Consider the following 24,556-nt stretch of genomic DNA (forward strand, 5'->3'; position numbering starts at 1 on the left):
GGAGTTGCCTTTTAATTTGATTTGCCTGTGCCTGAATGTGACGCTATACACAAAAAAACTCCCAGTCCCTCACTCCACCAGATCGTGGTATTAAGGGCTGGAAGCAGCTTTGTTACCGATTTTCGCTTAGTAGTTCTTCACGATACTCCTTTGGACCTTTGCCATAATATTTCTTAAAAGCTGTACTAAAGTAGCTTGAGCTAGAGTAACCGACCAGCGTAGCAATATCTGTCAGCTTCAGTTCATTTTCCTTTAAGAGCACCGTCGCTTTGCTTAGGCGCAGCTTTGTAACGTAGTCGCTAAAAGTGACACCTATACTTTGCTTAAAAAGTCCCGACAAATACGTTTCGTTGAGATGAAACATATCGGCTAGCGAAGCCAGCGTGAGCTCATAGGAAAAGTTTTCGTCCACATAATTGCGAATCGCTTCCATCATTTGTTGACCGCTGGAAAACCTTGTTTTCCTTACTTCGTTCATCACGAGCTGGGCCATTTCATGCAGCTGTTCCAGCACTTGCTCCCTTGAAGAGTAGTCTCTTACTGTCATCTGACAGTTCCATAGATAGCTCTGCAATGAGGCGTCGCCGAGCTCGAACTTTTTGGCGATTGCATTAAACAGCATAATGATCCGCAATGTCAGGAAGGTGAAAACAAACATCGGCGTGTCTCGCTCCGCTAAGAAAATAGCGTGCAGCTGCTTGGTGAAAGCCGGCATATCCAGATTCTCGATTGTCTGCATCAGCTTGCGCTCCACTTCCGGAGAGAACGCATGCGTCATAGCCAGCATATTCCGATTCGGCTCCGCTTTATCGGACTGGATCGTGCCCTGACTCCAAGCCAGCATGCTTGACGCATAACCGTCCTTAAGCTGCCTGAGCCCGCTGATCGGCTCGCCGATGCCGAGTACGCTCTCTACTCGCAAATAGCTTTTAATATTTCGCTTCAGCTTGCGCGCAAAATCATCCATGAATCGTGCGTGGGACTCTGAGTCTCCGATTAAAATCAAGAAATGCATCATGGCAGGATGACTTATGGCATAAAAGGGATACACCTGCTCCCAGCGCTGCACAGATTCCCGGCAAAGCATCTGGAAGGCGAGGTATAACAGATCTTTCCGCTCGCTCCAATCGTCCAGCCTCCCCTTCGGAATCCTCATCTCCACCGTTACAAACTGTGCGTGCACGTCCTCGACTGCCAAAGAAGACAGCTGCAGCTGCTCCATCCGGTCTTTCATGGTTGCTATGCTAAACCACTCATCCTTCACAAGCTGCCAAATCAATTGCTCCTGCAGCAGCTGGAGCTGCTGGTTATTTATCATCTCCTCCCGATCCTGTTCACGGAGCCGGTTGCGGTCCTCTTCCAATTCTGCGGACAACTTGGCCAGAAGAGCCGTCACCTCGCTGCGCACGACAGGCTTCAGCAAGTAATCTTTTACCCCCAGCTGGATGGCTGCCTTCATATATTCAAAATCCGAGTAGCCTGAAAGTACGATAATCCGGAGGTCTGGATAAGCCCCCTTACATGCTTTGACGAAAGCGATTCCGTCCATTTGGGGCATGCGAACATCCGTAATCACCACGTCGGGCAGCGGCTGCTCGCTTAGAAGCTGCAGGGCTTCCAAACCGTTAGCTGCCTCGAGACCAATGACGAACCCGGCAGATTCCCAATCAATCTTGGCTTTAATGCTGTTGCGTACACCGACCTCATCGTCAATCAGCATAATTCTGTACATCTTGTTGTCAGCTCCTTAAAAGCGGAAGGTACATCATCAATTCCGTCCCTTCGCCCAATTGGGAATGTAGGTCTAAGTGAAACCGCTCGCCATAATTCAAACGGCAGCGAGACAGCACATTGCGAAGCCCAATGCTCTGCCCCTCGCTGCTAAGAATGGCAACAGAATCACCGGCCTCCAGCTCTGCCTGCAAATCTTGGACCAATTCGGGCGACATCCCGATGCCATTGTCCTTGACACAGATCAGCAGTCTGTCGCCATCCACCTGGGTCCGAAGGCTCACTTGGGCGACTCCTTCCTTCTCCAGACTATACTTCACGGCATTTTCCACCAGCGGCTGAATGATGAATTTGGCAATCATGTAATCCTTGGCCGCGGGGTCTTCCTCGATCACAACATGCAGCCTTTCTTCATGTCTCAAATGAAGGATGAACAGATAGTCGCGAATATAGGCCATTTCCTCGGCGACTCGAACCAAATCGCTGTTCAGGTTCAGCGAGTACCGCATCATTTTGCCCAACGCCTCGGTTGCGTCCATGACCAAATCTTCCCGCTTCATGGCGGCCAATCCGCTAATGATTTCAAGCGTATTATTATAAAAATGCGGATTGATTTGCAGCAGCAGCGCTTTATATTCGGCATTTTTCCGGCGTAAGTTCGTTTCAAATTCCGTTTCGATCAAATATCTCAGCCTATGCGTCATCTGCTCGAAAACACCCGTCACATAGCCCACTTCACTATGTCCTTCCCTGACTTTCGGCATCACATGCAGAGCTTGATTAAATTCACCGCGCTGAACATACTTCATTGCCCTTCCCATACTGCTTAGCGGCTTCGTAATGCCGGCAGACAGCCAGAAGGCAGCCACCATGGCAAGTAAAAGCAATATAACCGTAACTACCAGCATGGTTTGCCGGATCTGTGTAATTTTCTCGTACAACTCCCCTTCGGGAACGGTGCCGGCAATGATCCAATTTTGAGCAGGCAGCTTGCGGAAAAAGAGAAGGTTCGTCCCTTCCGTATCCTTGACCGGGAAAACGCCGCTGGACGCCTCCTGAAACCGGTCATCGATTTGCGCAAGACCACGCTGCAGAATGTTCTGCTCCTCCGCAATATTTTGATCCAGCACACTCTTTCCTTCTCGCGTCAACAGCATGACTTTGCCTGTCCTTCCAACCCGAATTTTCTCAATGGCGTTCCGCAGCAGCGTAGTAGGGTAATTCACCTTAATGAACCCGACGTTTCTAAGAGATTGCAGCTGAACAAGCGGAAAAAGGAAAGAATTCACCGATCTCGCTTTCATGAACTCATCCGACTGATCGATATCCTTATGCGCCGTCGTCCAGCGCTGGCCTACGGTCATGAATGCCTCGAACCATTCGCTCTTCAGATAGGTTCTGTCTTGGGTCCACAGCCCTCCGGCGTCCTCGGCAAAAGCGCTGATCGAAATGCCGCTTGCATTATTCACCCCATACGAGGAGAAATATTCCCGCAATCTCATCTTGGCCAGCACCCGCTCCTGAATCGTATTGTCCGGATTCAAGTGCACATTCAGCCACTCCTGGGTGATTCGGGAGCTGACCACCTGGTTGCCTGTATCTTCAACTTGCGTCAGCAGCGTCACGACGTGGGAAGCGAACTGCTCGATCGTTTGGGCGGTCGAAGATTCGATTGACGCCTTAATCGTTTGAGTCGCTTCCTCGCTTAATATATATGCAAGCGCCGCAAAAGGAAGGATGAGCAGTATCGAGAACACAGCCATCAGACGGCTTCTCAAAGAAAAAAACATACAATCCCCCGTTTCCTAACTCCATTTGTCTATCATACATGTCAATCTTCTTAGGAAACAACGACAAAGAGACGATCATTGAAATGATTCGTCTCTATTATCTTCATACGCCTTACTTTTTCTGCTGCGCTTTCACATCCGCGTTAGCCTTATCGATCGTCGTAATGGCTTCTGCAATGGACGCGTCTATATTACGCTTGCCGATGGTGACATCCTCGAACATTTTGTTCACGGCATCCGACATTTGCGGGAAGATCGGCGTGATTGGGCGCGGTCTGCCGTACTTCTGATTTTGAATGACGAAGATGTTCTTCGGATACTCATTCAGTTCCGGGAAATCTTTTGCCGCCGAGTAACGGGACGGGATATCTTTGGTCATGCCGGCATATGTCTTCTGACCGTCATGTCCAGTCACCCAATTGACGAACTTCCAAGCTTCGTCCGGATTTTTACTTTTGGAGGAAATGCCCAGCGCCCAGCTTCCATTCGCAACCGCTTGCGCTGTCCCCTTAGGCAGTGGTGCAATATCATAGTCCTCACCTAATTTGAAATTCGGGAATTTCTCTTTCAGATTCGTGAGTGACCAAGAACCGTCAATGGTGATGCCTAATTTTCCGTTCGGGAACGGATCTGGCGGATACTCTAGAGCGGATACTTTATCCTTGTTGTAAAGATCCGAGAAGAATTGAATAGCTTTCTTCGTTTGCGCGGAATCCAAATACCCTTTCGACGTTGTGCCGTCGGGACTCATAATTTCCCCGCCAAACTGCCAAATAATCGGATACTTGAAGTACGCCGTACCTCCAGCGCTGCCAAAGCCCTGTGCAGGATCGATCCCGAAGATCCCATTCGCCGGATCATTGATTTTCTTCGCGGCATCGAGCACTTGATCCCATGTCCATGGCTCATCCGGATTTTTGGAAGGCAGTGGAATGCCCTTCGCTTGGAACATCTTTTTGTTATAAAACATGGCAATGGAGGATTCCGTGAGAGGCGCCATGTAGATTTCATTTTGATACGTATACGTGGCTAGCGTTGATTTCGGAACATCCTCCATATTGCCGTCTGCCTTGAAGTAGGCTGTTAGCGGTTTAAGCGCGCCTGCATTCGCATAGGACCCTACAGTAGGAGCGTCGAGCGCCATAATGTCCGGTGGACTGCCTGACGCGATGGATACGCGTAATTTCGTGTCGTAATCCGAGTATGGAATCGGTGTCATTTCCACGGAAATATTCGGGTACTTCTCCATGAAGGACGCCACGAGCTTATCGTAGGCTGCGTTTTCCGTATCGTTGCCCGAGTTTCTCCAGAACGTCAGCTTGACTTTATCTTCTTTTTTCACCGTGCTATCAGCTTGCTTTGGTGCGGATGAGGACGTAGCGGAAGTACCGTTATCGCTTTGTGTGGAACATCCCGCTAGTAATCCGCCGACTACGATAGCGCTTACTACAGTTTGGCTTAGCTTTTTCAACATGTTATGCCCCTTTCATTTGTCTGTTGTTGTTGTTCTTGCCATCATCATATCAAAGGGGCTTTTATAATAAATTCAATATGCTCTGATCCGAACTTATAAAATTATCATGCACAATAGCATGTGTGAAGGCTGTTAAAATATCATTGTACACGTAATTCGACAATTCGTATCAAATTCCACCCGTTTACAACTCGACAGGGTTTGTTCATAATTACTTATGGGTTACCATCTATTTCCAAGGAGTGATACGATGTCAAAGAGAATCTTAATTCTAACCGGTGATGCTGCAGAAGTCTTGGAAGTTTATTATCCCTATTTTCGAGTGTTAGAGGAAGGGTATGAGGCTATTATCGCTTCGCCGACGAAGAAAGTACTTCGTACAGTCGTCCATGACTTTATCGAAGGCTGGGAAACCTACACAGAGAAGCCAGGGCATCTTCTGCCGTCTCACATCGCTTTTGCTGATGTAGATCCAAGCCAATATGATGGACTTATCATTCCCGGAGGCAGAGCACCCGAATACATTCGTTCCAACGAACATGTTCCGCGCATTATTCGCCATTTCCTTGAAACTGACAAACCCGTGGGCGCAATTTGCCATGCTGCGCAAGTATTTTCCGCTTTGAAAGACAATCATTACTTTGAAGGGCGCACCATGACTGCATATACGGCTTGCCGCCTGGATATCGAGCAGCTCGGAGCTAAGTATGCAGCGGATACGCTTCATGTGGATGGGAACTTAGTCTCTGGTCACGCTTGGCCGGATTTACCGGGCTTCATGCGCGAGTTTATGAAACTGCTCGCAAACTAACTACATAAATGGAGGATCCTAAACTGTGAGGTTTGGGACTCCTCCTCCATAGTGAAATCCTTAAGAAGCATTTTGCAATAAAAAACTATTGTATCTCCGTAACCTTCCAATCATATTCCATTAATTGAGCCGTCCTCAATGCTCGTTCACTTCCAAGTAACCTTCCCACAACATACAAGGACATGTCTATGCCCGCGGATATGCCCGCAGAGAGAACGATTTTCCCATTGTCCAAATACCTGGCATGCTCCACAATCTGTGCGGAAGCTGGGGCAACTTCTCTAAGTTCATCGACAGCCAAACGATTTGTAGTAAGCTTCAATCCATTCAATACATTCGCTTTGGCTAGAATTAAGGCCCCTGTACAAACGGACAGAAGCAGCTCTACTTCATTCGCTACTTGGTAAATCCAATTTGTAATGACTTCGTTATGCATTTCTTGTCTTGAGCCCCACCCTCCGGGGATAATCACAATGTCCGGTTTTGGACAGTTATCCAGGGTGTAAGAAGGATTGACGCTAAGATTCCCCATCGCCTTAACAGGACGGTCATGTTCGGCCACCGTATACACTTGAAAGTCTTTTCCCCGATTACTAGCGGCAATAAAAACCTCGAAGGGTCCAACAAAATCCATAGGCTCTACATTGTCGAAAATCAAAATCGCTACCCGCCGTGCCTGATCCATTCCATCATCTCCTCCGAAAATAATAAAAAAGCATTTGGTCTCAGACCAAACACTTTGCCCAGGCGTACGGCATATGAGATATGTGCTCCCTCGTGGTACTCCACGTTTACGCGCCAGTTGCACATACCAAATCATTCCTATTACCTTTTTATCAGAATTTTCTGATAAGTACAATATAAAGTTTTGTCTCAGAGACATTCTCCCCTCACAGATCCAACCCAAATCTTTTCAACTCAATGAATACGCCTTCCAAACGTTTGCCTTTATCCTCAGAAGATTGTCATTATCGGCGGTAGCTCCGGCATCGGTCTGGAAACTGCCCAAAAAGCCATTGCGCTTGGTGCCCAGGTCATCATTGCCAGCCGTTCGGAAGAAAAGCTTAACAAAGCCAAGGAGCTGCTTGGATCTCAGGCTCAGGTGTATGTGCTCGACACGACAAATGAGAGTGAAGTTCAATCCTTTTTTGAAAAGCTCGGCAGCTGCGATCATCTGGTCATAAGTGCGGCCGAAACATCCGGCGGTTCTTTTCTCCAATCGGAAACGAAGCAAGCCCGCGCTTTATTCGAAAACAAGTTCTGGGGCCAATACCATGCTTCCAAATATGGAGCCCCTGCCCTCTCTCCGAATGGTTCTATCACGCTATTCTCTGGGGTAGTCGCCTATAAACCGATGGTCGGATCAGCCCTGCTTGGCGCAGTAAATGCAGCGATTTCGAACCTAGGTCAAACGTTAGCGCTTGAGCTTGCGCCACTCCGTGTGAATGTCGTCTCCCCCGGCATAATCGATACGCCTGCCCGCAGCAAAATGGCGGAAGCTGCACGCAAACAATTTTATGAAACAGTGGGAGAGAAGCTCCCTGTGAAACGGGTTGGATTTGCCGAGGAGGTTGCACAAAGCGTGCTTTATTTGATTCAAAATCCGTTCGTCACAGGAACCGTTCTCCATGTGGATGGCGGGCATCGATTAACATAAATAGCGTTTTGTTTCCTCTCATTAGCGACTCAAATCCACCATATTCTCAGCTCGGCAGGCTCTTACGTGCCGGAATACGTGTTTTTAGTGATTGGATAATGATAAATCTCGATATCCGAATCAATAAAACCCCTTCTTTGGGCGGCAAGTAAGGTTTCGTACATATTTTTTCGGCCAACAGGATTGTCCGTATGTAGGTAGATTTTATTCGCTCTTAATCCGTGTTCACAAAAGTATTTTACTAGTTCATACCCGTTTGGAAGTTCTTTTCCTTGTTCATCTTCCCCAAGATCGTGATCAAGCGTTAGAATATGGATGCTATTATTCTTCAAAATTTCAATTGCCTGTTCAAAATTTCTCGCCAGTGTAAAGCCATCCGGGCAGTCTCTTAAATCGTCAACAAATAGATTGATTGATTCTACCCTTGAAACAGCTGCTTTAACTTCCAAATGAAACCCTCCTCCAAATGGCATTACGCTTAAAATTAGTTTCCCGCTCACGCGCCTGACGGATAACTTACGTACGACAGTTATGCGAAATCTCAACGAGTGGGAACTATGTTCCGCTATTTTCCAATAAATTAACATGATGACAAGTAAAAGGGAACCATGATCATCTATTTCACCGAATTCAGCTCGAAAATTGCCTCTTGGGGCAAATAAGGCCCTGTGGTTCCGTTCAGATGCCGAAATCGGCCTATGATGCGTAAATAACGCCCTGTAGTTCCCACAAGCTATTTAAAGAGCGCACCTTCATGCGAACAAAGAAAAAGGAGCTATCCCCACAGATGTTGGAGATAGCCCCCTTCTTACTCCTATTACTCAATCAGGATTTGGCATTGATAATCGCCGATCGACACGTCCTCCATATTCGCTACTTGCGCATATCTGACCTCAGAAAGCAGCACATTCTCTTGCAAAACATGATTGAATCGCTCAAGCGCCGCTTTCAAAGAAGCATCAACATGAAGCGTCAGAATAACCCGTTTATCGATCGGTAAATCGAGTTTCTTGCGATAATCCTGAACGCCTCGTATCACCTCGCGAACGAGCCCTTCCTGTTCCAGCTCCTCCGTTATAGCCGTATTCAAAGCCACATTGATCTGGTATCCCGCCGCGGAAGCAAACCCTTCTTTCCCCTGCTTTTCCACAAGCAGCTCATCCAATGTAAGATGAATGGATTCGCCGGCAAGGGTGATATCCAAATGCCCGCTATCTAACACTTGTTTCGTTTCGGACGCCGTCAACTGCTTCAAATGACTCTGAACGGGACCGACGAACTTTCCATATTTTTTGCCGGCGACCTTCAAGTTCAATTTTAAATGATAGTCCACGAAAGTACTTTCGTTTTGTTCCATGCGAATATGTTTGACGTTAATTTCATCTTTGATAATGTCTTCAAAGCACGCCAGATTAAAATCACGGTCCAGCGTGAAAATGAGCTCAGACAGAGGCTGGCGAGTTTTGATTCCAGTCTCGTTCCGAATGTTGCGTGCCAGCTCAACGATTTGGCGTGCGGTTGCCATATCATTTTCGAGCGTCTCGTCGATAACAGCTTCATTCACCTTCGGGTAGTCGCTCAAATGTACGCTTCCTTCACCGCCAAGGTTGCTGAACATATCTTCGGCAATGAGCGGGATATAAGGTGCGATCATCTGTGCGAGTGTGATTAGAACTTCGCGCAGCGTTTGGTACGCAGCAACTTTATCCTCGGTCATTTGACTGCCCCAGAATCGATCGCGCGAACGGCGAATGTACCAATTGCTTAGCTCGTCGACAAAGGCTTCCATATGTTTTGCCGGGTTCAGGAAATCGTACTCCTCCAGCCCCTTCAAGACGTTCCTCAGCGTTGTGTTTAATCTGGACAGCACCCACCGGTCTAATTCGTTCTTTGACGCTTGCTGCGGGTAGTCTTCGGCTTTATATTGATCTATCATGGCATACAACGAATAAAAGGCGTGCGTATTGTTAATCGTATCCACCACTTTGGACTTCGCTTCGGCTACGATTTGTTTGGAAAACCGCTTGCTGTTCCACGGTGCGCTATCAGCCAGCAGAGACCAGCGGAAGGCATCTGCTCCGAATTCTTCAATGATCTCCCAAGGGTCAATGACATTGCCTTTGCTTTTGGACATCTTCAGACCGTTTTCATCCAAAACATGCCCGGTTGAAATAACCCCTTTATAAGGCAGCTCTCCGTTATACAAGGTCGATACCGCCATCAAACTGAAAAACCAGCCTCTTGTTTGGTCAATGCCCTCGCAGATCATATCGGCAGGGTACTGCTCCTGGAAAAACTTCTGGTCACCGAAAGGGTAATGATACTGGGCGAACGGCATCGAGCCGCTGTCGAACCATACGTCGATCACTTCCGGCGTTCTTTCCATGACTCCGCCGCAGGAGCAGCGCAGCTTCACAGCATCCACATAAGGCTTGTGCAGCTCGAGTTTGTCATCGATGGGCGCTATAGATTTATCGTACAGGTCTTTCCTGCTTCCTGGCGCGTACTCTGCCCCGCAATCCTGACAAAGCCAAAGATTCAGCGGAGTCCCCCAATAGCGATTTCGACTGATATTCCAATCAACAAGTTCTTCTAGAAACTTCCCGAAGCGTCCTTCCCGGATATGAGCCGGGTACCAATTTACTTGGCTGTTGTTCGCAATGAGCTGGTCCTTCACGGCCGTCGTTTTGATAAACCAGCTTTCCATCGCATAGTAGAGGAGCGGAGATTTACAGCGCCAGCAGAATGGATAGCTGTGCTCGTATCGTTCCTTGGCAAACAACAGGTCGCGTTCCGATAAGCTTTTTACAATATCAATGTCGCAATCCTTCACAAAACGTCCAGCAAAATCAACAACCTGATCGGTATAACGGCCGGCCTGATTCACCACATTAACAAAATCCAAACCATGTTGACGGCTCGTACGATAGTCATCTTCCCCGTGTGCTGGCGCGATATGAACGATTCCGGTACCGCTTGTATCACTCACATAGTCCGCATCTACAACCAGATGCCCCCGGTTCACGGAGATGTAGTTGAAGGGCGGCTCATATGAGGTTCCTACGAATTCCTCCCCTTTATGAGTAGAGAGGATCTCATAATCCTCTTTCAATACTTTATCTACAAGATTTTTTGCAATCACGTAGACTTTACCGTTATGTTTGGCTTTCACGTAGTCAATGTCTTTGTTTACCGCAAGCGCAACGTTCGCCGGAAGTGTCCAAGGTGTTGTCGTCCAGGCCAGGAAAATTTCTTGGCCGTTCCGGCTGCGGAATTCCACCGTCGCGCTCAAATCTTTGACATCCTCATAGCCTTGAGCCACTTCATGAGAGCTGAGCGTCGTTTGGCAGTCAGGACAATAAGGGCTGACACGATGGCCTTTGTAGAGGAGTTCTTTTTTATGAATCTCGGACAAAATGTGCCAAACGCTCTCGATATAGTCATTCGTTAATGTCACATAAGGATTATCCATATCCGTCCAATACGCGATTGCTTCCGTCAGTTCCCGCCATTGCCTTTCGTATTCGAACACGCTGTCTTTGCATTTTTCAACGAATTCGGCTATTCCGTATTTTTCAATTTCCTGTTTTCCCGAAATGCCCAATTGCTTCTCCACACCAAGCTCGACAGGAAGGCCATGCGTATCCCATCCGGCTTTTCGTACGACACGGTAACCTGACATCGTTTTGTATCGGCCGATAAAATCCTTAATTACGCGCCCGAGTACGTGCCCAATATGCGGCTTGCCATTAGCTGTAGGAGGCCCCTCATAAAAAACAAAGTTCGGTTTGTCGCTCCGGTGATCGATCGATGCGCGAAACGTATCGTTTTGTTGCCAGTGATTCAGGATACGCAGCTCGCGGGTCCTAGCTTTTTCTTTCACATCCACTTTTCTCATGCAGGACATCCTCTCTCTTTTTAAAATAACAAACAAAAAAATCTCGTCCCATAAGGGACGAGATTCAACTCGCTATACCACCCTTGTTCCGAATGATCCATAACTCGATCCCCGGCACCTCTGCCTACGTACCATCATACGCGCCCCATGTAACGGCAGGATCCCGGGTCAGCTTACTCCAAATTCTTCAGCTTTCCTTCTCGGAGAGGATTTTCGGCTAAGTCTTGAACGTTGGCTTTCAGCGCATGGCCAACTCTCTGGGGGACAAGGGATTAGCTTACTCGATCTCGTCAATGAATTTACTCAGAACATTCAGTTAGTTCTGTTCTACACCTTTTTCTGTGAATTGTCAAATGAATTTGAGAAAAAGGCTGTAACAAGAGGAGGACAGTATTCCCCCGGGCAAGCTGCATTACAATGAAGAGGGCCAGTTGATGGGATGGGACCGTCCCAGATGGGTGGCGGAAAACGCATGGGGACTATATGAGGGAAACTGACGAGAGATCGCTAGCTTTTGCCAAACGTCGAGGCTACATAAAGGAACGCCACACTTTCGAATCCGGTTTTCGAGCGGAGCCTGGCAATTACAAAATGGTGTGCGAGCTCACCCATGAACCCTTAACTTCTTTTTAATTCTTGCTGCGAGCAGCTCAAGCGCAATGGCAAACGCAAGGATGAGATACGTGATAGCTCCAATTTCTCTCACATCGTAATAATAGGAACTGGCCATAAACATATCATACCCAATGCCTCCGGCTCCCGCTGCCGCCCCCATAGCCACCGCGACTGCAAAGTTGATCTCAAATCTCATAAACGTCCATGAGATTAAATAGGAGACAGACGATGGCAGAACAGCCTGAAACACGATTTGCCACCAATTGGCGCCACTTGCTTTCAAGGCTTCGATAACGCCTTTGTCCAGCTCCTCGAATGATTCCGAGTACGCTTTAACGAGGTAGCTGATGGAGTGGAACGTCATTCCGATCACTGCTGCGACGCTGCCTAATCCTGCTGCAACTGCAAATATCAAAACCCACAGAACAGTTGGAACTGCTCTAATAAAAGCTACTGCGCCTTTAATGACAATAGAGAGCTTAGGATTGGAAAGGTTCTGGGCAGCCAATAAACTGAGGAACAAGGCGATAACTGAGCCGAACAGCGTCGTCAGAAAAGCCAGTCCCAGCGTAATGGTTAACTGTTGAACCGCTTCGATGAAGGTAAGGTGTTTGAAAAGCGGCTGGAAGAACATCGTTTTAATCGTAAGAGCTGTTGAATAAATGGCATTTAACAGCTCAATGTCCTTATAGTCAAACGTAGCGAACGCATACACCGTCAGTACAGCCAACGCAGCCAAAGTGAGCCGGATCACCATCACTTGTTTGTTGAACGGCTTTTTCTTGAAGTGCTCATCTTTCATCGTCCAACCCGTGTCTTTGTTAGCGACAGATTTCAAGGCTTCTTGAAGTTCCATTTTACAAAATCACCTTCCTAACATAGGTAGAAATCGTTTCAATGAGAAAAATCGCGAGGACGATGACGAGGACAACCAAGGAGGCAGCGCTGTAATTTAGGCTTTTGTAGTATAAGCTGAAAAGAAAGCCAATACCGGTGCCGGTCAAAATGCCAATCAATGTCGCCTGACGGATGTTCGTTTCCACCATAAACAAGATCCAGCTGAGCAGTTGCGGAATGCTGGCAGGAATCACCGATTGAAAAATGATGGGAAAATAACCCGCCCCCGTCGACCTCAATGCCTCAACAGAACTGCTGCTTACTTCGTCAATCGACTCCATGAAAGCACGAGTCAAGAAACCGAAGGAGCCGAAGAAGAGCGCGAAGTAGCCCGTCAGCACATTTTGTCCGAAAGAAATCAGTAAAATCATCGACCATGCTGCGACATCAATGTTGCGGAATATGGTTGCAATCGATCGGCTTACAAAACTGAACACACCGCCCACGCCTGTCGTATGGGAGCCTGCAATCGCAAACAGCATGGCAAATACGGCTGCAACCGCCGTTGATGCTATGGATACAAGTACTGTCTCGGTTAGGCTGCTGATAATAGCCGGAAGCCGCTTCATCGCTTTTTCATTTGGATAAAAGTTGCTGACCGCCCATTCCGCCGCTTTCGGTATAGAGGTGAAGCCTTTGACGACATTATAGTCCGTAATGATTATAGCGATTAGCGTCAGCGCCAACAACAGGGTACAGAAGAGCAGCGTGTTCATCCGCTTTCTGGCAAAGAAGTTATCCCGCATACTGGCCTCCCAGCTCCTCTGAATGGTCTTCTAGCTCTGCGCCGTAAATCACAGAAAGCTGATCGCGCTTGATCTCCGTCGGAGGACCGTCGTAGACAATCGTTCCCTTGTTCACCCCAAGGATACGGTCCGAATATTTAAGCGCTGCATCCACTTGATGCAGGTTAACGATAACCGTGATGCCCATGTTGGTAGAGATCGTGCGCAAGTAGTCCATGATCACTTTGGAGGCATTCGGATCCAGAGAAGCGATCGGCTCGTCGCACAGCAGCATTTTGGGATTCTGCACCAGGGCGCGGGCAATGCCTACCCTCTGCTTCTGGCCTCCGCTCAGCTGGTCGCAGCGTTTGTAAACTTGCTCTTCCAACCCGAGAATTTTCAAAATCGCGTAGGCCTGGCGCTTCTCCTCTTTGGAATAAAGCCCAAGTACCCCCTCCAGTGTGGACTTATAGCCAAGCCGTCCGTGTAAGACATTCTCAATGACGGTCAGCCTGTTCACCAAATTGTAATGCTGAAAAACCATGCCCATCCGGGTTCTCAGCCGTTTCAATTCGCTCTTCCTAAAGTCCATAATGTTCATGCCGTCAAAGATGATTTCCCCGCTGCTAGCGTCGATCATCCGGTTGATGCAGCGAAGGAGCGTCGACTTGCCCGCTCCGGAGGGTCCGATGATGGACACGAACTCCCCTTCCCTCACCGTGAAATTAACATCAGATAACGCTCTTGTATCCGCACCGTACTGCTTTGAGACCTGCTTGAATTCCAATAACGTTGTCATAGCTGCTCCCTTAATCGGTTTTATCATTCATGATGAGATGGCTTAGTTGGACAGCATTCTGACTGGATTGAAAAATGCGTCTTCTACAGGCAGAAATTTTTCTTTGCCAGTCTTTTGCTTGAATAAACCGGAGTCTTTTGAATCTTTAGGCAGGAAAATATTCGTGTTCTTCGTGACAGCATCGGAAATAAAGGCATCACGCAGTTTTTTCTGATCATCTGCACTAATTGTGCCTGTGTTAATGGCAAACGGGGAGTTCAATACAGGCGTAACAGAAATGAGGCTAAATTCCTTGCCGACTTGCGTGTTGAACGGTTCAGCTGCGCCCTGCTTCACTTTATATACTGCTCCAGCCGTGTTGGCCGTCCCAGAGCTTAGATCGACATAGTTGGTAACACAAGTATCACAGAAAGCCGCCACGTCCGCTTTCCCCGTCAATAGATTGACAGCCGCACCTTGGTGTGAGCCTCCAAACAGAACTTCACCAAAAAACTTATCCTTGCCGCCTTGAAGCAGATCATCAGCAGTCAAGCTCTTAAACTTGTCTTTTTTGCTAAAAAAGTTAACGATATTGGCAGACGGTACTTTAAATCCGGATGTAGAGGAGTTAGACACGAAAGAGAATTTTTTACCGGCAATATTGTCTATCGAAAATCCATTACCGCTCTTATACGCTGCTTCATCGCCTTTACGTACGCTTAACCAGCTGTAGTAAACCGCATCTTCCAATGTGCCCGACTCTCCGCTCGATACGACCAACGGCTGAACCTTATTATTCTTGGCATTGGCTTCAACATAGCCTTGCGGTCCCATATAAGCTAAATCCGCGCTGCCGTTTGCAATAGCTTCAATGGCGATAATGTAGTCTGTCGTCGTTTTGTGTTCTACTTTTTTACCGGTTGCAGTTTCAATAACTTTCCCCAGTTCTTCCCGCGCATTTTTCAACTCGGCACCGGATTCGTTCGGATACCAAGCAACGGTGATCGTGTCCTTTGTCTTAACGGGAGCTGCGGCTTTCTGTGCTTCCCCTGCTTTCGTACCGCAACCTGCTGCTACAGCAACCAGAGATAAACTGATCAAAAGCGTTAACATCTTTTTCATAAATAGAATCTCTCCCTAGTATTCCTATTTTATATGAATCATTTCTAGTTTAACGCCCAATTATTTTTAGAATATTCCGTCAATATTAAGTGATTGTAAACTTGCTTTTCTTTTCTGCCGTATAAAATTTCCCTTCCCTTATTTGATACTCCCGGTTGCACAGATGCTCCATAAATTCCAGGTCATGAAAAATGCCAAGCATGGTCGTGCCTTGCTTGATCAGCTGTTCAATCAATTGCTTCACTTTCAACTTTGACCCGTGATCAAGGCTTGCCGTAGGCTCATCCAGCAGCAGAAGTCTCGGGCGCTTGACCATAGCTCGCGCAATATTTAAACGCAGCTTCTCACCTCCCGAAAAAGTAGCCGGATAGCTGTCCCACAAGCTGCGGTCGAGCTCGAAGTGCTCCAGCATCTTGATCGTCTCCGCCTCCGCATACTGCGCATCTTCGCCCATTTCCACGATGGCATTGTGGACCAGTTCTCTCGCTGTTGTGCGCGGCATAACGCTAAGAAATTGGGATACATACCCAATTTCATGCTTGCGCAGCTCGATGATGGTCCGCTCGGGAGCGGTAGCCAGATCGATGCGGCCGAATCTCTCCGAGTTGTACCAGATATGCCCCGAATGAGGCAGGTAAGTGCGGTAGATGCATTTGAGAACGGTGGATTTACCGCTGCCGCTCTTCCCGGTAATCCCAACAAATTCCCCTTCTTTCAGGTACAAGCTAACATCTTCAACCGCAGAAATTTGTTTATTCAAATTATGCAGAGTGAAAGATTTGGCCAAACATTCTATCGACAGCAAATTATCCACGCCATTCCCTCCTGTTAGATCCTGTAGTTCGTTTTCTGAATCAGCTTCCCGTCTACGATGACGGCGGTCACTACCGGAAAATCGTCTGGCTCCAATCTCTCAATGATGAGCAAGTCCGCCTTCTTCCCTACTCGGATCGAGCCGTGTTCCTCGTCGATGTTAACGGCTTGCGCCGGGTGCAGCGTGACCAGCTTGAACATTTCCACCAAATTATGACGGTGCGGGCCTGCCAGCTGGAATACCGCGTGGAGCATCGCTGCCGGATAATAATCGCTGCACAAAATATCGATGCATCCATCGGCAATCGCTTCAGCTGCAGATAGGTTCCCGCTGTGCGACCCGCCCAGAATGACATTCGGTGCGCCGGCTACCGTGAATAAGCCCTTCGCTTTCGCTTTCCGTGCGATATCGAGCGTGATCGGAAATTCGCTAATGGCGGTGCCGAAGCTCTGCACCAAGTCCAGCTTCTCCACCGAATCGTCGTCATGCGAAGCGATAGCGATATTTCGCTCCCTAGCCATTTCGGCGATTTCGCGAATCGCATCTACCGTCAATTTCTCTTTCGTCTGGTGGTTGGCGATCAACACGGCAATGTTCTCCTCGGAGATAGAATCGTAGCCGAGAACCGTCTTTTTATACACTTCCAAATCTCTGTATTGTCCTTGCCCAGGGGTATGATCCATAAATGAAACTAAGTGAACCTTCTCTTCCGTAATATAGCTCTTTAAGTTATCTATCTGATCGAGGTTATCAATTTCAAATCTCGCATGAAAACGATGGCGAATTAAATGCTTGCTGCTGTGCGTTCGGTCAATCAAATCAATGAGCTTCCGCACATTTTCGGGCTCCCGGATAGGACGGTATTTGTAATCGACAGATTTGAAAATGGACAAGGAGTGATACATCGTCGTAATGCCATGTGAGATAAGTTCTTTCTCTGTCTCACGCAGGCCAATTTGAAAGTCGATGAGCGAAGTCGGCCTAGGGGCCGTCATGTGCTCAATGTAATCCGAATGGATATCAATCATCCCAGGAGTCACATAACCGCCACCTGCATCGATAACTTCCACGCCATTCTCTGCTGCAATCTCACCTTTGGGAGCGATTCTGGCGATGCGGCCGTCTTGCACCAACAGATCATATCCCTCCAAAAGCTCTTCTTCCGTAATAATGATGCCGTTCGTTAATAAATACATCCTAAGACCTCCACTCGGGGATTCGTTATAACAGGGAATGAACCAACTGCTGGGTATACGCATGCTGCGGATCTTCAAGGATTTGGTCCGTCAAGCCCTGCTCAACGACACGGCCGTCCAGCATCACCATTGTCCGGTCGGCAAGCATCCTAATCACACCGAGATCATGAGAGACAAGCAGCATGCTGATCTTCAATTCTCTTTGCAGGTGCTTAATCAGATCGAGCACATTCGCTTGTACGGATAGATCAAGTCCAGTCGTGACTTCGTCCAGCAATAAAATAGGCGGATTATTGGACAACGCTTTGGCAATTTGAACCCGCTGCTGCATGCCTCCGGAGAAATTTTTGGGCGCTTCCTTCATCCGGTAAACCGGAATATGAACCCTCTCCAACAGTTCGCTTCCCCGTGACTCCATAGCGCTGACATTGCGATTTCCGGCAGCAATCATCTTTTCGGCAATATTACCGATGGAGGAAAAGTTCATCCTTAAACCCATAACCGGATTCTGGTACACCTTGCCCATCAAATGATTGCGGATATGCTTCTTTTGCTGGGACGATTCCTGAAACAAGTTGCTTTCGCCTTCTTTATAGGGCTGAAGGTAAGCCTCGCCTCCGCTCACATCCTGATCGAAATAAAGGCATCTCATCAGAGTCGATTTTCCGCTTCCGCTCTCGCCTACGATGCCTAGAACCTCCCCGGGATACAGATCGAAGGTGATATCTTGACACGAGTACACGGTGCCGCAAGCCCGGCAGTAATTTCTCTCCAAATGCCTATGCTTCGGGTCGCTGCACACTTCACAGCCGGAGCCGAATTGTTTATTTAAATGGTTAACACTCAAAATAGGGGATGCAGATTGTCCCATCCTTACGTCACCTCTTCCTGTTAAGAACGATTACGGATTCATTCGCTCCAAGCAATAACTCGTGTCATTGCATTGGTAATGCGTTTCGTCTGAATCAGCATCATACAGCTCATCCATAAATACATCCTGCGCTCCGCATTGCCGGCAGCTTTTACCTGGGAATGATTCCGGTTCAAAAGGAACGTCATCAAATGCCAACGAAACCACTTGCGTATAGGGTGGAACGGCGTAGATTTTTTTCTCACGTCCTGCTCCGAGTAAAATCAAAGCTTCAGAGTAGTTCATCTTCGGATTGTCGAACTTCGGAATCGGGCTTGGCGCCATGACGTAGCGGTCATGCACCATAACCGGATGGTCCGCACCCGTGGATACACTGCGATATTTCATAATTTGCTCGAACAGCATCAGCCATGCGCCGCTGTAATCTTTCTCCCCATGCAGGCGCTTGGTCTCAAGTTCGCTTGATTCGTACATCCGCAGCGGTTCCGGCATCGGAACCTGTAAGACCAGGATTTGCCCCTGCTCTAAGGGGACTTCCGGAATGCGGTGTCGGGATTGGATGAGCGTTGCATCCTTGGTTGCATCTACGGTAGGAACGCCCGTTGTTTTATCGATTAGCTTCTTAATGCTGACCGCATTAACCGATTCATCAGAGCCTTGGTCAATTACTTTCAGCACATCGCGCTTTCCAATTAATGACAACGTAAGCTGCAGTCCCCCTGTTCCCCAGCCGCGTCCAATAGGCAATTCTCGGGAGGCGAAGGGAACTTGATATCCCGGAATAGCAATCGCTTTAAGCGTGGCCCGGCGGATCTCTCTTTTGGACCCCTCATCCAGAAATGCAAAGTTGTATTGAATTCTCATCAGCACTCCACCTCCTGGCCTTTGCCAGCCGGATGATTTCTCGTTTTGCGAACATCGTTAAGCTTCGCTTGGAACGTAACGTAGTGCGGCATTTTCAAGTGGGAGATAAACCCTGTTGATTCCACGGAATCGATATGGAAAAGGACAAATTCCTCGTTTTGCGTCGGAATCGATTTGTCGCCTCTTTCGAGGCTTTTGTCCAGAATGCTCATGGCTATTGCTTTCGTTTCATTTTGTCCGTAGCAAAGTCCGTAACCGAAATCCAGCTGCAGTTCTTTTCGGCCGTTCTCCTTTTCCACCGTCACTGGAACGAGCATTTCAACCTCTGTTACTTTGATATCACCGACAAAATAAGAATCATCCTCTTCACCGGAGTTTGCGAGCGGGCTGTCGATATAAACAGGAAGCTCTCCGACGCGCAGCTCTCCGACCGTGGGGTGAACCATCCCGTACCCGCGGATAACCGCATAGGCAAGTGAAGTAACGGCTCCTGTTTGTCCTCTTGTCAAAATTTGCAGTTTCTCGCTCCGTGTAGCCGGAAAAGTCAGACTCGTCCGTGTGACATCATCCGGCTCGGCCCAGTCGATTGGACATTCGGCAATAAGTCCTTCTTTTCTCAAATAATCCAGCACTTTAGGAAGCCGGCTGTCCTGAACACCGGCCATCTCGACAGCTGTGCTTTCTTCCGCTCTGCGATAATCTTTCAACCATTCAGCTGCGGTTTCTTCTGTTTCATCCATCAGGTCGAAATCCAGGAGCCGATGGGAGTAATCCATGGAGGCACCTAAAATTTGCCCGCCTGGGATATCCTTGAACGAAGCGGAAATCCGTCTCTCCACCCGCATCTCCTCAGCGTTTACAGTTCTGGAATAGTGCTTCCGAGGCAGCGTCGAACGGTAAGCCCTAAGCAGGAATACCGCTTCCTCCGGATTGCCTTCCGCCTGCTTAATGGCAAGTGCCGCAAGCTGTTCGCTGTACAGGCTGCTTTCCGACATTACTTGATCAACGAGCCCTCTCATACCGGCTTCAATCGCAGGGACGTCCAACACCTTGCCCTTCCTCAACCGTTCATACTGGATTCGTTTTAAAGATTGTTCAATTGCGCGTGTTCCGCCTTTGACCGCTACGTAACCCATCGTTAAATTTCCTCCTTCACGACCTGCGTTGTCCTAGGCAATGCAAGAATACGGTGGGAGGTATCTGTAAATATCAGGTCCAGCCCTAGTGGAAACTCCGCATTTCGTTCAGCACGAATGTCGATCCAATCTTCGGCCGCCTGTATTTCGACTTTGGCAGTTGTTTGAATACCTGGCCCGCTAAGCTCCAGCTTCGTTCCGCAGGATAATCCCTCTGCTTCGATAATGAGGGTCGCGGAGCAGTGCGGGTCCATTAGCTCTCCGATTTTGGCTGCTTCCAGTGCGCTATACACATAGCCGGGCGCAGCATCGCGGAGTACGAAGATGAAGTCCGCTTCCTCCAATGCCGCCTCTTTGGCATACGTAGACTGGCTCAGCAAATGAGTCACCTCGCCTTCCCGCTCAGACACCACCTTGAAGGTGACTTCCGTATCGAGCAGCATTTGAGCAGCTATATATGTTGCTGGCAGACAGCCTTGAAACTGCTCAAGCTTCCCTGCTTCTTCAGATAAGTCCGAAATTGTCCCTGGCTTTGACATGGAGTCAATTAACTTTCTATACGCGGCTTGGATGTCGTGAACCATATCCAGCTTCATCGGCTACACTCCTTTCAATCTATATCCATCGTTTCAAAATCAACTTTCGTTCGTAATACACTCGATTGGTGATCTTGCCGCTTCGCCGCTAATCGTTCACTTTCCGACTGCAGCAAAGTCGTCCAAGCCTCCGTCTCTTCCAAGCGGGCTGCATAAGCCGCATCAATGACAGCCAAGTCATAGGCCTTCTCCGGCTCGTCGCCTTTCACGATACCGATCCCAACGGCACCTTCTACCTGAACCTTACATTCGGTTACCAGCACCTCACCTAAGTAAAACAAGCTTTTCTGCGCGGTTTCTCTTACTTTTACCATGACCAGTCCATAGTTTGGCTCTTCCATCACAGCAACAGAGTAACGGCCTTTAATCTCATTAGCTAAATCTGCAGCGAGCTGAGGCGAACCGTTAATCAGCATTTCCGTTCTTTGCTTCCTTTTCATGTTCTAAAGCCTCCTTTCTCCCTATGAAGTCCAACTAACTTCCCCTCACTCACATTATCTTGTTGCCAGGTCAGCAGCTGTTAAGTTTGTGTAAATGGTATTCTAAATGACGTAAGTGAACATATCCCCGCGATACATCGTTTTGCTGTATTCCAAAATTCGTCCCGTTTCGCTATCCTTGCATTCGGACTCCAGAACCAACAAAGGGATAAGGCTGGAACAAGCCAGTAGCTCCCTTTCATATTTGGATGGATGCGTTAATCGAAGAGTAGTCTCTGAAGATTGAATGTGACGGTAGCCGTGATTCAGGTAATACTTAAACATCGAAGTAATTTCTTTGCCTTCGCGTTCGATGTTGGGAAATACAGACTCGGATACGTAGGAAATGTGCATCGCGATCGGCCTTCCGTCAATGATGCGAAGCCGGCCGATTTTATAAGCACGGTCAGCTTCATCTATTCCAAGCGACTCGTAAATTTTGTGATTGAATTCTATAGGCTCACAAAAAATGTTTTTGGACTCATAGTCATACCCGAGCTCCAACATTTTCTGGCTAAAGCTTTTATTGGCCGAAAGCACTAAGGGAATTCGCAAGTTTCTGTCCTGCACAAAGCTGCCTTTTCCCTGCTTGGAGTAAATGTAACCGAGCTCCTGAAGCCGTTCGTAAGCTTTGCGCGCTGTTATACGGGGAACCTTGAACCAGTCCGCGATCTCATTCTCGGACGGCAGCTTATCCTCTGGCTCATACTTGCCGGACTGAATCATCGCGATCAGATGATCCATAATATCCATTTCTTCAGACATCCCTCTCGCCTCCCTCAAAAATCAGCCGTATTTCTTGATGAAGCCCGTTATATCGTTCAAGTCATGGAATCTTTCCTCTAACAGTTCGCGCGGCCAGTCCCACCAGGCGATCTTGAATAAAGCATCTATGATTTCCTGAGGGAATCTTTGTTTGATCGGTTTAGCTGGAACTCCCACTACAACGGTATAGGGGGCGACATCCTTGGTTACGATAGCTCCGGAACCGATGACAGCACCAGTACCGATATGGACTCCTTTCATGACAATCGCGCCATGTCCGATCCAAACATCGTGCCCGATAGTAACACGGTTGCCTCTGCGCCAGTTAAAAATATCCTCGTCGTTCGTCTCCGCGAAGCCAAAAGCTGCTCTCCGGTAAGTCATATGATGCTGTGTCACCCTATCCATTGGATGATCGACAGGATTAATGCATACGTGAGAAGCTATGGAAGTAAATTTGCCCACCTCGGCATAATTAATCGTCACATCGTCCATTGTGTAGGTGTAATCCCCAATACGTGACTCGAGTATGTGATTGTTGGGCCCGATCGAGGACCACTCTCCGGCAAAGCTGTGGGAAATATGACTGCTTGCGTGAACAGCAGGCTTGGACGATAATGGAAGGCTAGCATGGGTTTGATGGATAGGCTTCATTTTAATTCATCTCCTGTTGGGTTGATTACTAAGTTGACTATTGGATTAACTACTTGCTGGATAACGCATGTTTCCGTTCCCGAAGCTCGTTCACGACGCTCAGTCCGGGAGATTTGCTTCCCAGCTTTACATCTCTTTCGCCATAAAATCCATGAAAATCCGAACCACCGGTCATCATTAAGCTGAACTCTGCCGCATGCTCACGGGCTCTAAGCTCATCCTCCTGGGTGTGCAGCGGATGCCAAACTTCAATACCTTGAAGACCGGCCTCCACTAGCTGTGGAACAATCTCGAAGTTCCTGTATTGTCCCGGATGCGCCAACACAGGAATACCACCCGCCTGTAAAATCACCTGAACGGCTTCACACGCATCGACATATTCTGTCGGGATATAAGCGATACCCGGCTGCTCGTCGTTTTGACCGCGAGAGAACAGCTTTTTATATAAATCGCCATAAATTGTTGTCGTATAGCCTTTATCAATCAAGGCGTGCATAATATGCTGCTTATAGACCCCGGTTCCGCCTTCCGCATATTTCAACACATCTTCCCAAGTGATGGAGTATCCGGCTTTGATCAATCTCTCTACTGCTGTAATACAGCCTTGGTGACGTCTTTCCAGCAGCGGGCTGCACAACGACTCAATCGCTGCGCTCCCAGGCTCAATATAGTAGCCGAGAATATGAACTCTTCGCCGTCTCTTAAAGTCATACCCGGAGATTTCGATGCCCGGAATGATCTCAACGCCTCGCTCCCGCCCGATATGCATCATTTGATGAAGTTCACGGGTTGTATCATGATTCGTGATAGCCAAATGGCTGACACCTTCTTGGATCGCCAAATCTACGATTTCACCAAATGTGAATGAGCCATCCGACAACCTGGTATGACAATGCAGTTCTACTTTCATAGAAGCCTCCTTGAAGGATGAGTGTGGAAAAACTTGTAATGGATGTGTATTTCCTTGGATTTCTTTTGTTCTATATTCTAAGTTTAACTTGATGCCAAGTTCTTAGGGTTAATGCTGTGTAATGCCCACGTTAAGAAATTGTAAGGAACATCAAATAGACCTAACGGGAGGGATTTATCCGCTAGATCTTTATGAATCAGTGCGTACGCTCTGTGGAGCGGCGGGAATTGTGAAGGATTATGAAGCCATCTATGCCCTATGATGGCTTGAGCGAGTGGGAATGAGAGCGCGCTTAGCGTGCTGGGCGAGTGGGAGCTGAGAGAGCGCTTACCGAGCTTGGGCGAGTGGGGATGAGAGAGCGCTTAGCGAGTTTGGGCGTGTGGGAGTTGAGAGTGTGCTTAGCGTGCTTGGGCGAGTGGGAACGATGATCCGCTATTTTCCAGAATAGCGATACTTCCGGCAGTTTGAGGATTCTACGATCCGCTATTTTGCTTGTTTCGGCTAAAAATCATGCCTTTTAAGGGAAATAAGATCCTGTAGTTCCGCTAAAACTAGGATAGTGTCAAATCAGCTCAAATAGCGGCCTGTAGTTCCCCTTTTGTAAAAAGAGACCTCACTTTGCGAAAACTTCACCGTAAAATTGCCGTAAAAAAAAGCAAAAAAGCCTTTCTGAGATTTCTCTCAAAAAGGCTTTTTGTTCTGTGCTTGGCAACGTTCTACTCTCCCAGAACCCTGCGGTTCAAGTACCATCGACGCTGGAGGGCTTAACGGTC

At 48.0% G+C, this 24,556-nt stretch carries 22 protein-coding genes, 1 riboswitch and 1 other annotated feature; of the genes, 2 read left to right on the forward strand and 20 right to left on the reverse strand.

Annotated features, from left to right (window positions below; translation table 11 throughout):
• Positions 1–112: 112 nt before the first annotated feature.
• The 3 genes from J2Z65_RS32925 to J2Z65_RS32935 form a co-directional block, all read right to left on the reverse strand.
• Entirely contained in the window at positions 113–1,732 is a 1,620-nt protein-coding gene (locus J2Z65_RS32925) for a response regulator transcription factor (protein ID WP_167055991.1), read from the reverse strand.
• A gap of 7 nt (positions 1,733–1,739) precedes the next feature.
• Complete coding sequence (locus tag J2Z65_RS32930; protein WP_167055988.1) at positions 1,740–3,521, reverse strand: cache domain-containing sensor histidine kinase; 1,782 nt, start codon at positions 3,519–3,521, stop codon at positions 1,740–1,742.
• 112 nt (positions 3,522–3,633) lie between these two features.
• Positions 3,634–4,995, reverse strand: coding sequence for an ABC transporter substrate-binding protein (locus J2Z65_RS32935; protein ID WP_167055985.1), 1,362 nt, complete (start codon positions 4,993–4,995; stop codon positions 3,634–3,636).
• A 250-nt stretch (positions 4,996–5,245) separates the two neighbouring features.
• Here J2Z65_RS32935 and J2Z65_RS32940 point away from each other — a divergent pair, with 250 nt between their 5' ends.
• Entirely contained in the window at positions 5,246–5,806 is a 561-nt protein-coding gene (locus tag J2Z65_RS32940; protein ID WP_167055982.1) for a DJ-1/PfpI family protein, read from the forward strand.
• Between the two features lie 85 nt (positions 5,807–5,891).
• On the opposite strand, the gene J2Z65_RS32945 is transcribed toward J2Z65_RS32940, so the two are convergent.
• On the reverse strand, positions 5,892–6,491 hold the full coding sequence (locus J2Z65_RS32945) for a DJ-1/PfpI family protein (protein WP_167055980.1): 600 nt from the start codon (positions 6,489–6,491) through the stop codon (positions 5,892–5,894).
• Between the two features lie 49 nt (positions 6,492–6,540).
• A riboswitch (ZMP/ZTP riboswitch) is annotated at positions 6,541–6,622 on the reverse strand.
• A 109-nt stretch (positions 6,623–6,731) separates the two neighbouring features.
• Between J2Z65_RS32945 and J2Z65_RS32950 the strand changes: the two genes are divergently transcribed.
• Complete coding sequence (locus J2Z65_RS32950) at positions 6,732–7,463, forward strand: SDR family oxidoreductase (RefSeq protein WP_167056049.1); 732 nt, start codon at positions 6,732–6,734, stop codon at positions 7,461–7,463.
• A gap of 62 nt (positions 7,464–7,525) precedes the next feature.
• On the opposite strand, the gene J2Z65_RS32955 is transcribed toward J2Z65_RS32950, so the two are convergent.
• From J2Z65_RS32955 to J2Z65_RS33030, 16 genes are all read right to left on the reverse strand, one after another.
• Positions 7,526–7,912 (reverse strand): cyclic-phosphate processing receiver domain-containing protein, encoded by a 387-nt coding sequence (locus J2Z65_RS32955; protein WP_240159613.1) that lies wholly within the window; start codon positions 7,910–7,912, stop codon positions 7,526–7,528.
• Between the two features lie 368 nt (positions 7,913–8,280).
• A complete protein-coding gene (gene ileS, locus J2Z65_RS32960) occupies positions 8,281–11,361 on the reverse strand; it encodes an isoleucine--tRNA ligase (RefSeq protein ID WP_167055977.1) in 3,081 nt (1,026 codons plus the stop codon).
• Positions 11,362–11,411: 50 nt separating this feature from the next.
• Positions 11,412–11,664: a binding site (T-box leader), on the reverse strand.
• Positions 11,665–11,965: 301 nt separating this feature from the next.
• Entirely contained in the window at positions 11,966–12,832 is an 867-nt protein-coding gene (locus J2Z65_RS32965; RefSeq protein WP_167055974.1) for a PhnE/PtxC family ABC transporter permease, read from the reverse strand.
• A gap of 1 nt (position 12,833) precedes the next feature.
• Positions 12,834–13,619: a PhnE/PtxC family ABC transporter permease gene (locus J2Z65_RS32970; protein WP_167055971.1), complete on the reverse strand. Its 786-nt coding sequence runs from the start codon at positions 13,617–13,619 to the stop codon at positions 12,834–12,836.
• Complete coding sequence (gene phnC, locus J2Z65_RS32975; protein ID WP_167055968.1) at positions 13,609–14,397, reverse strand: phosphonate ABC transporter ATP-binding protein; 789 nt, start codon at positions 14,395–14,397, stop codon at positions 13,609–13,611. Before phnC ends, J2Z65_RS32970 begins: the two co-directional genes overlap by 11 nt.
• A gap of 42 nt (positions 14,398–14,439) precedes the next feature.
• Positions 14,440–15,498 (reverse strand): PhnD/SsuA/transferrin family substrate-binding protein, encoded by a 1,059-nt coding sequence (locus J2Z65_RS32980; RefSeq protein ID WP_167055965.1) that lies wholly within the window; start codon positions 15,496–15,498, stop codon positions 14,440–14,442.
• Positions 15,499–15,583: 85 nt separating this feature from the next.
• Positions 15,584–16,312: an ATP-binding cassette domain-containing protein gene (locus J2Z65_RS32985; protein ID WP_167055962.1), complete on the reverse strand. Its 729-nt coding sequence runs from the start codon at positions 16,310–16,312 to the stop codon at positions 15,584–15,586.
• A gap of 14 nt (positions 16,313–16,326) precedes the next feature.
• Entirely contained in the window at positions 16,327–17,508 is a 1,182-nt protein-coding gene (gene phnM / locus J2Z65_RS32990) for a phosphonate metabolism protein PhnM (protein WP_167055960.1), read from the reverse strand.
• Positions 17,509–17,533: 25 nt separating this feature from the next.
• Positions 17,534–18,379, reverse strand: coding sequence for an ATP-binding cassette domain-containing protein (locus J2Z65_RS32995; RefSeq protein WP_167055957.1), 846 nt, complete (start codon positions 18,377–18,379; stop codon positions 17,534–17,536).
• A 30-nt stretch (positions 18,380–18,409) separates the two neighbouring features.
• Complete coding sequence (locus tag J2Z65_RS33000) at positions 18,410–19,243, reverse strand: alpha-D-ribose 1-methylphosphonate 5-phosphate C-P-lyase PhnJ (protein ID WP_167055954.1); 834 nt, start codon at positions 19,241–19,243, stop codon at positions 18,410–18,412.
• Positions 19,243–20,379 (reverse strand): carbon-phosphorus lyase complex subunit PhnI, encoded by a 1,137-nt coding sequence (locus J2Z65_RS33005; RefSeq protein WP_167055951.1) that lies wholly within the window; start codon positions 20,377–20,379, stop codon positions 19,243–19,245. The genes J2Z65_RS33000 and J2Z65_RS33005 overlap by 1 nt, the downstream gene beginning before the upstream one ends.
• A gap of 2 nt (positions 20,380–20,381) precedes the next feature.
• Positions 20,382–20,975 (reverse strand): phosphonate C-P lyase system protein PhnH, encoded by a 594-nt coding sequence (gene phnH, locus J2Z65_RS33010; protein ID WP_167055948.1) that lies wholly within the window; start codon positions 20,973–20,975, stop codon positions 20,382–20,384.
• 14 nt (positions 20,976–20,989) lie between these two features.
• Positions 20,990–21,415 carry a phosphonate C-P lyase system protein PhnG gene (gene phnG, locus J2Z65_RS33015; protein ID WP_167055946.1) on the reverse strand — a complete coding sequence of 142 codons (426 nt, stop codon included), beginning with the start codon at positions 21,413–21,415 and terminating at the stop codon, positions 20,990–20,992.
• A gap of 102 nt (positions 21,416–21,517) precedes the next feature.
• Complete coding sequence (locus J2Z65_RS33020) at positions 21,518–22,219, reverse strand: GntR family transcriptional regulator (RefSeq protein ID WP_167055943.1); 702 nt, start codon at positions 22,217–22,219, stop codon at positions 21,518–21,520.
• A 21-nt stretch (positions 22,220–22,240) separates the two neighbouring features.
• Positions 22,241–22,873 (reverse strand): DapH/DapD/GlmU-related protein, encoded by a 633-nt coding sequence (locus tag J2Z65_RS33025; protein WP_167055941.1) that lies wholly within the window; start codon positions 22,871–22,873, stop codon positions 22,241–22,243.
• A gap of 49 nt (positions 22,874–22,922) precedes the next feature.
• Positions 22,923–23,783, reverse strand: a complete 861-nt coding sequence (locus J2Z65_RS33030; protein WP_167055938.1) for a PHP domain-containing protein — start codon at positions 23,781–23,783, stop codon at positions 22,923–22,925.
• Positions 23,784–24,556 lie beyond the last annotated feature (773 nt).

Source organism: Paenibacillus aceris (assembly GCF_017874035.1).
GTDB lineage: Bacteria > Bacillota > Bacilli > Paenibacillales > NBRC-103111 > Paenibacillus_E > Paenibacillus_E aceris.

What these genes read in the sequence shown, in the direction of transcription:
- J2Z65_RS32945 (WP_167055980.1), bottom strand. Translation starts at nt 6,491, where the DNA reads ATGGATCAGGCACGGCGGGTAGCGATTTTGATTTTCGACAATGTAGAG.
- J2Z65_RS32940 (WP_167055982.1), top strand. Translation starts at nt 5,246, where the DNA reads ATGTCAAAGAGAATCTTAATTCTAACCGGTGATGCTGCAGAAGTCTTG.
- J2Z65_RS32970 (WP_167055971.1), bottom strand. Translation starts at nt 13,619, where the DNA reads ATGCGGGATAACTTCTTTGCCAGAAAGCGGATGAACACGCTGCTCTTC.
- J2Z65_RS33005 (WP_167055951.1), bottom strand. Translation starts at nt 20,379, where the DNA reads ATGGGTTACGTAGCGGTCAAAGGCGGAACACGCGCAATTGAACAATCT.
- J2Z65_RS33025 (WP_167055941.1), bottom strand. Translation starts at nt 22,873, where the DNA reads ATGAAGCCTATCCATCAAACCCATGCTAGCCTTCCATTATCGTCCAAG.
- phnM (WP_167055960.1), bottom strand. Translation starts at nt 17,508, where the DNA reads ATGTATTTATTAACGAACGGCATCATTATTACGGAAGAAGAGCTTTTG.
- phnH (WP_167055948.1), bottom strand. Translation starts at nt 20,975, where the DNA reads ATGAAGCTGGATATGGTTCACGACATCCAAGCCGCGTATAGAAAGTTA.
- J2Z65_RS32935 (WP_167055985.1), bottom strand. Translation starts at nt 4,995, where the DNA reads ATGTTGAAAAAGCTAAGCCAAACTGTAGTAAGCGCTATCGTAGTCGGC.
- J2Z65_RS32965 (WP_167055974.1), bottom strand. Translation starts at nt 12,832, where the DNA reads ATGGAACTTCAAGAAGCCTTGAAATCTGTCGCTAACAAAGACACGGGT.
- J2Z65_RS33020 (WP_167055943.1), bottom strand. Translation starts at nt 22,219, where the DNA reads ATGTCTGAAGAAATGGATATTATGGATCATCTGATCGCGATGATTCAG.
- phnC (WP_167055968.1), bottom strand. Translation starts at nt 14,397, where the DNA reads ATGACAACGTTATTGGAATTCAAGCAGGTCTCAAAGCAGTACGGTGCG.
- J2Z65_RS32980 (WP_167055965.1), bottom strand. Translation starts at nt 15,498, where the DNA reads ATGAAAAAGATGTTAACGCTTTTGATCAGTTTATCTCTGGTTGCTGTA.
- J2Z65_RS32925 (WP_167055991.1), bottom strand. Translation starts at nt 1,732, where the DNA reads ATGTACAGAATTATGCTGATTGACGATGAGGTCGGTGTACGCAACAGC.
- phnG (WP_167055946.1), bottom strand. Translation starts at nt 21,415, where the DNA reads ATGAAAAGGAAGCAAAGAACGGAAATGCTGATTAACGGTTCGCCTCAG.
- J2Z65_RS33000 (WP_167055954.1), bottom strand. Translation starts at nt 19,243, where the DNA reads ATGAGAATTCAATACAACTTTGCATTTCTGGATGAGGGGTCCAAAAGA.
- J2Z65_RS32995 (WP_167055957.1), bottom strand. Translation starts at nt 18,379, where the DNA reads ATGGGACAATCTGCATCCCCTATTTTGAGTGTTAACCATTTAAATAAA.
- ileS (WP_167055977.1), bottom strand. Translation starts at nt 11,361, where the DNA reads ATGAGAAAAGTGGATGTGAAAGAAAAAGCTAGGACCCGCGAGCTGCGT.
- J2Z65_RS33030 (WP_167055938.1), bottom strand. Translation starts at nt 23,783, where the DNA reads ATGAAAGTAGAACTGCATTGTCATACCAGGTTGTCGGATGGCTCATTC.
- J2Z65_RS32930 (WP_167055988.1), bottom strand. Translation starts at nt 3,521, where the DNA reads ATGTTTTTTTCTTTGAGAAGCCGTCTGATGGCTGTGTTCTCGATACTG.